Raw genomic sequence first — 6,229 nt, 5'->3', positions numbered from 1 at the left:
GGTTGCGGGGCGCCAGGGGGTCGAGGTGGCCGGCGAGGAGGGCGTGGCCCAGGGTGTTCCAGGCGAGGACGTCGGTGCGGCGGCCGAGGACCAGGGCCGGGACGCCGTCCATCGCGCGCATCAGGTCCCAGGTCTCGGCGGCGACCTTCTCCGGGCGGGGGCGGCGGACGCGGGTCGTGCGGCGGGAGGCGTCGGCGAGCCGGGTGAGGTGGTCGCGCTCGTGGTCGCTGAGGTGCAGGGCGCGGGCGATGGCGTCCAGCACCTCCTGCGAGGCGCCGCGGGACAGCCCCTGTTCGAGCCGGGTGTAGTATGAGGCGCTGACGCCCGCCAGCTGCGCCAGCTCCTCGCGGCGCAGGCCGGCCACCCTGCGGGGCCCGAAGGCGGGCAGCCCGATGTCCTCCGGCCGGAGTCGGGCCCGGCGTGCCTGCAGGAAATCGCCCACAGGGCCGGGTCCGTCCATACGTGCAGTCTGCACCGCGGCGGAAAACGCAGCCACTCCCTGGCAGGGGTAGGACACGCCGGGGCTGGTTGGCCCGGGCCGCACCGCCCAAGCTCGGAGCACCCGGCCATGCGCCCGATCGACAAGGAACACCATGGAACAGATCACGCTCGGCGACGTCACCGTCGCTCGCGTCAAGGAGTACTACGGCTCAGTCGGGATGGCTCCGTCGGAGTTCTTCCCGGACGGTCGCGACGAGGCTTGGGGGCAGCACCGCCCCGTCCTTGAGCCGGACTTCTGGGACCCCGCGACGAACGAGTGCCACACGGCGCTCCAGTCCTGGCTGCTGCGCAGCGAAGGACGCACGATCCTGGTCGACACCGGAGTCGGCAACCACAAGGACCGGCCGTACGCACAGGGCTGGAGCCGCCTGGACACCGACTACCTCGACAACCTGGCGGCGGCCGGTGTTCGGCCCGAAGACGTCGACATCGTCATCAACACCCACCTGCACATCGACCATGTCGGCTGGAACACCTACCTCGACGGCCGTACGTGGGTGCCGATCTTCCCGAACGCCACGTACCTCATGCCGCAGCGGGACTACGACTTCTGGAACCCGGCCAACGGTCATGAAACGGTCTTCGGCCGCGGCAACCAGAACGTGTTCGAGGACAGCGTCGTCCCGGTGCACCAGGCCGGACTGGCCGAACTGTGGGACGGCTCGTACCAGATCGACAAAAACTTGCGGCTGGAGTCGGCGCCCGGCCACACCCCGGGTTCGTCGGTGCTGACGCTGGAGTCCGGTAGCGATCGCGCGCTCTTTGTCGGGGACCTGATCCACACCCCGCTGCAGTTCATGGAGCCGGACACCAACTCCTGCTTCTGCGAGGACCCAGCTGAGGCGCGGGCGACCAGGCACAAGCTGCTCGGTCGCGCCGCCGAGAGCAACGCCCTCGTCTTCCCCGCGCATCTGGGCGGCCACGGCGCGGCGGAGGTCGACAGGGACGGCTCGACGTTCGCGATCAAGCAGTGGGCCGGATTCTCGCGCATCGCCTGAAGCCTGAAGCGCTGAGATCGAAAGGAGTTTTCCCATGTCCCAGGGCTCACACCCGGCTGTTGAGCACCCGCTCGTCGAGCACCCGGTCGTCGAGACGTCCGCCGGCGCCGTGCGCGGTCTGCGCGACCGATTCGGCGACCTGTACCGGGCCATCCCCTACGCGACGGCGCCCCAAGGCGCTCGACGCTTCGCCGCGCCGGTGTCGCATCCCGGCTGGACCGGCGTCCGGGACGCCACCGAGCCCTCGCCGACGGCACCACAGCCCGAGCGTCCCTTCGGCCGTCTCGACATGACGCCCTACTTCGGACCGGGCTGGGTGCCGGGCGAGGAGTACCTGACCGTCGATGTCCGCACCCCCGCGGCAGACGGCGCGAGGCGGCCGGTCATGGTCTTCGTGCACGGCGGCGGGTTCGTCAGCGGCTCCACGCGCGCCGCGCTGTACGACGGCAAGGCCTTCGCCCGCGACGGAGTCGTCCTAGTGACGGTGAACTACCGGGTCGGCATCCCGGGCTTCCTCGACCTTCCCGGCGCCCCGGCCAACCGCGGACTGCTCGATGTGCTGGCCGCGCTGCGTTGGGTGCGCGACAGCATCTCGTCGTTCGGCGGCGACCCGGACAACGTCACCGTCTTCGGGCAGTCGGCGGGCGCGACGATCACCGGCGCGCTGCTCGCGACGCCGGAGGCTGCGGGCCTGTTCCGCCGCGCGATCGTCCAGAGCGGCAGCGGCACCGGTGCCTTCACGCCGGAGCAGGCCGCGCGCGTGACTGCGGCGGCGGCGAAGGCGCTCGGCGTCGGGGCGACGGCGGAGCAGTTCGCTGAGATTCCGGACGAGCGCTTTCTCAGCATCCTGCCGCAGCTGACCGGACTCGATCTGAGCACGACCATGGCCGGCGACCCGCTGCTCGGGTTGAGTCCGTTCAGCCTGGTCCTGCCGGTCCAGCCCGCTGACGCGCTGGCCGACGGACCGGCCGCCGAGGTCTCCGTGCTCATCGGCAGCAACACCGAGGAGGGGAACCTGTATCTCGTGCCCCAGGGCAAGATGGAGCCTTCCGCCGAAGGTGAGCGGCGCTCGGCGTCTCTCAGTGAGGCACTGTTCGGCGCCGGAACCAGGCGTTTGGCGGCCGCGCACTCTCGGATCTCGGGAGGCCGGACATACGTGTACTCATTCGCCCAGCGCTCGACGGCGTTCGACGGCCGACTCGGGGCCACGCACACCACCGAGCTGCCGTACGTCTTCGACCTCGCCGACGAGCCGTGGCTTCACGGCGACAGCGGTCTGCTCGGTCCGGACGCGGCACCGGCGGGTCTTGCCGAGGCGATGCACGGAGCCTGGATCGCGTTCGCCCGTGACGGCGATCCCGGCTGGGCCGCGTACCAGGAGGAACAGCCGTCGGTGAAGGTATTCGGGGGCTGATGTAACTGGCGTGCACGGGCCTGGCGGTGTCCGGCGGTCGGCGGCTCCTTGCCACGCAGCGTGAGCATCATTAACTTCTGAGTGAATATGTTCCCTGATTTACTCACGAACCCTGATTCACTCGAAGCCCCGAGGAGGGACCGCCGTGGAACTGCCCGCCGTCGCGTCGCGCGAGGAATGGCGCGAAGCCCGGATCGCACTGCTCCAGGAGGAGAAGGCGGCCACCGCCATGCTGGACCGGATCGCCGAGCGCCGCCGCGCCCTGCCGATGGTCGAGATCGTCAAGCCCTACACGTTCGTCGGCCGCGACGGGCAGGCCTCGTTGGCCGACCTGTTCGACGGCCGGCGGCAGCTGATCGTCTACCACTTCATGTGGATGGGCGACGCCGGGTGTTCGAGCTGCTCGATGGTCGCCGACAACATGGGCCACCCGGCGCATCTGGGCGCCACCGACACGAACCTGGTCATGGTGACGCGCGCGCCGTGGCCGGACATCGACCGGTTCCAGAAGCGCATGGGGTGGAGTACGCCGTGGTACTCCTCCGACGGCACCGACTTCAACTTCGACTTCCACGTGACGAACGACCCGGAGATCGCTCCGATCGAGTACAACTTCCGGAACGAGGCCGAGCTGAAGGAGCACGGCCTGGACTACAACCTCAGCGGCGACAACCCCGGCGTCAGCGTCTTCGTGCGGGACGGCGACCGGATCTTCCACACCTACTCCGCCTATGCCCGCGGCTGCGAGACGCTGGTCGGTACCTACACCTACCTCGACCTGACCCCGCTGGGACGGCAGTTGTACATCAACGAGTTCCCGCACCACGACAGCTACGACGGCGCCGCGCATCACTGCCACTGAGCGCTTTCGGGCGTGCAAGAACTGGTGAGCACCGCCGCCGCGACCACTGGGGTTGCGGCGGCGGTGCCGTTCTCCGGGACAGGGAGAGGGGCAGGGACAGCCTTCACCGCCCGTCGAGCAGCGGTTGCGCCGGATCCCAACGCGGCCCGCCGGCCGCGTCGGCCCGCCGCCGGGCGATCGCCGACAGCGCCTCCAACACCACGCGGTTGCCCAGGGCCGCGGTGATGTCCGCGTGGTCGTACGGCGGCGACACCTCGACCACCTCCAGGCCCACGACCGGCAGTTCGTAGCAGATGCGGCGGACCGAATCGAGCAGGTCGCGGCCGGACAGGCCGCCCGGCTCCGGGGTGCCGGTGCCCGGGGCGTGGCCGGGGTCGGCGACGTCGATGTCGACGGACAGATAGACGCCGTCGCAGTCGTCGGTGGCGATGGCGAAGGCCTCGGTGAGGCATGCCGGCAGGCCGCGGGTGACGATCTCCGTCATCTCGTACGAGCGCATGCGCTGCTCGGCCATCCATGACAGCGTCTCCGGCTCCGGCCAGTATCCGCGCAGCCCCACCTGCAGGAACCGGTCGCCGCGGATGGCGCCGGACTCGATCAGGCGGCGCATCGGCTGGCCGTGGCCGTGCAGGTGGCCGAACTCGATGTCGCCGGTGTCGGCGTGCGCGTCGAAGTGGATCATCGAGACGCGGCCGAAGCCGTGGTGGCGGGCCACTCCGGTGGCGTCGGGGAGGGCGACGGTGTGGTCGCCGCCGAGGACCACCGGGATCGCGCCGGAGGCGGCGATGGTGTGGACCGCCGCCTCGATGGCCGCCAGCGAGGTCTCGATGTCGCCGGAGTACGTCTCGACGTCGCCGGCGTCGAGGACCCGCAGGTCGCGCAGGCCGTCCACGCGCAGTGCGAGGCTCGGGCGGGAGCCGTCGTGCGGGAGGTAGCAGGCCTGGCGGATGGCCTGGGGGCCGAAGCGCGTGCCGGGACGGTGCGTCGTGCCGCCGTCGAAGGGCGCGCCGACGATGACCACGTCCGCGCCGGCCAGCGACGGGGCGTTGGCCAGGTCGCAGCGGTCGACTCCCAGGAAGGTGATGTCCGGGCCGAACATCGCGCCGTATCGGGCCATGGTGTTCCTTGCTGTGCGAAGGGCTGCTGTGTGAAGAGTCGCTGTGCGGAGAGTTGCTGTGCGAGGGGCTTAGGTCGCGGAAAGTTACCGTATCCAAAACCTGTACGGCCATACAGTAAGTGGTTACAGTTCCGGGCACCAGCCCGGATGTGCCGGGCGTCACACCGTCGAGTCGTCCAGGAGAACGTCAGATGGCCACAGCGCTCCAGACCGGCGCCCCGCACGCCGGCACCCTCGACAAGGGCCTGCGGGCCGACGCCCTCGGCCTGCTGTCCAGCATCGTGATCGCGGTGTCCTCCACCGCCCCGGCCTACAGCATCGCCGCCACCCTCGGCCTGATCGTGGCGATCAGCGGCACCCACACGCCGGGGATGTTCGTCGTCGCCTTCGTCCCGATGCTGTTCATCGCCGTCGCCTTCCGCGAGCTGAACAAGATCGACCCGGACTGCGGCACCACCTTCGCCTGGGTGCGGCGCGCGTTCGGGCCCGGCGCGGGCTGGATGGGCGGCTGGGGCATCATCGCCGCCGACATCATCGTCATGGCCAGCCTGGCGCAGGTCGTCGGACGCTACGCGCTGCTGCTGTTCGGCGCCGACGGTCTGGCCGCGAAGACACCGCCGGTGGTCTGCGTCGGCGTCGTCTTCATCGCGGCGCTGACCTACGTCTGCTATCGCGGGATCGAGATCTCGGCGCGGCTGCAGTTCGTGCTCCTGGTCATCGAGATCCTGGGCCTGGCCGCGCTGTGCGTCGTGGCGTTCGTCAAGGTCGGCACCGGCCACGCGATGACCGGGCACGCGCATCCCTCAGCGGCCTGGCTGAACCCCTTCACCGGCTCCTTCACCGACGTCTCGGACGCCTTCCTGCTGGCCGTGTTCGTGTACTGGGGCTGGGACGCGGCGGTCAGCGTCAACGAGGAGACCAAGGACGCCGAACGCACTCCCGGCCGTTCGGCCGTCGTCTCGACGCTCATGCTCGTCGCGGTCTTCTTCGTGGTCGCCGTCGCCACCCTCGCCTACGCCGGCCCGGACTTCCTGGCCAAGAACAGCGGCGACGTCCTGGGCGCGCTGGCCGACTCGGTGTTCGGCAGCACGCTCGGCAAGCTCATGATCCTGTGCGTGCTGTCCTCCACGGCGGCCTCGACGCAGACCACGATCATGCCGACGGCGCGCGCCGTCCTGTCGATGGCCGCGCACGGAGCCCTGCCGGCGCGGCTAGTGCGGTGACCGGTCATGTTTGCCGGTAGGGGTGTTGTCATGCTGCGGTGGTGAGTGGGCGTCCGCCCCAGCGGATGCCTTTCTCGCTGCGGATGCGGGCGCGTTCGCGGCGGGTAGCGGCCA

At 70.2% G+C, this 6,229-nt stretch carries 6 protein-coding genes; 4 read left to right on the top strand and 2 right to left on the bottom strand.

Features of this window, described 5'->3' with window-relative positions:
• The coding region (locus GWK61_RS51925; protein ID WP_194921590.1) for a helix-turn-helix domain-containing protein at window positions 1-460 on the bottom strand (460 nt) is incomplete at its 3' end.
• Window positions 461-593: 133 nt separating this feature from the next.
• On the opposite strand from GWK61_RS51925, the gene GWK61_RS51920 reads away from it, so the two are divergent.
• From GWK61_RS51920 to GWK61_RS51910, 3 genes are all read left to right on the top strand, one after another.
• Window positions 594-1,499 (top strand): MBL fold metallo-hydrolase, encoded by a 906-nt coding sequence (locus GWK61_RS51920; protein WP_194921589.1) that lies wholly within the window; start codon window positions 594-596, stop codon window positions 1,497-1,499.
• Window positions 1,500-1,533: 34 nt separating this feature from the next.
• Entirely contained in the window at window positions 1,534-2,913 is a 1,380-nt protein-coding gene (locus tag GWK61_RS51915; protein WP_194921588.1) for a carboxylesterase/lipase family protein, read from the top strand.
• A gap of 145 nt (window positions 2,914-3,058) precedes the next feature.
• Window positions 3,059-3,775, top strand: a complete 717-nt coding sequence (locus GWK61_RS51910; protein WP_194921586.1) for a DUF899 domain-containing protein — start codon at window positions 3,059-3,061, stop codon at window positions 3,773-3,775.
• Window positions 3,776-3,878: 103 nt separating this feature from the next.
• On the opposite strand, the gene speB is transcribed toward GWK61_RS51910, so the two are convergent.
• Complete coding sequence (gene speB, locus GWK61_RS51905; protein ID WP_194921584.1) at window positions 3,879-4,892, bottom strand: agmatinase; 1,014 nt, start codon at window positions 4,890-4,892, stop codon at window positions 3,879-3,881.
• A 191-nt stretch (window positions 4,893-5,083) separates the two neighbouring features.
• On the opposite strand from speB, the gene GWK61_RS51900 reads away from it, so the two are divergent.
• Window positions 5,084-6,115, top strand: coding sequence for an APC family permease (locus tag GWK61_RS51900; RefSeq protein WP_194921583.1), 1,032 nt, complete (start codon window positions 5,084-5,086; stop codon window positions 6,113-6,115).
• The last annotated feature ends 114 nt before the right edge of the window (window positions 6,116-6,229 follow it).

The organism is Catenulispora rubra, from assembly GCF_015356825.1.
Taxonomy (GTDB): domain Bacteria; phylum Actinomycetota; class Actinomycetes; order Streptomycetales; family Catenulisporaceae; genus Catenulispora; species Catenulispora rubra.
Note: the sequence above shows the minus strand (reverse complement) of the source record. Positions and strands in the feature narration are given on the sequence as shown.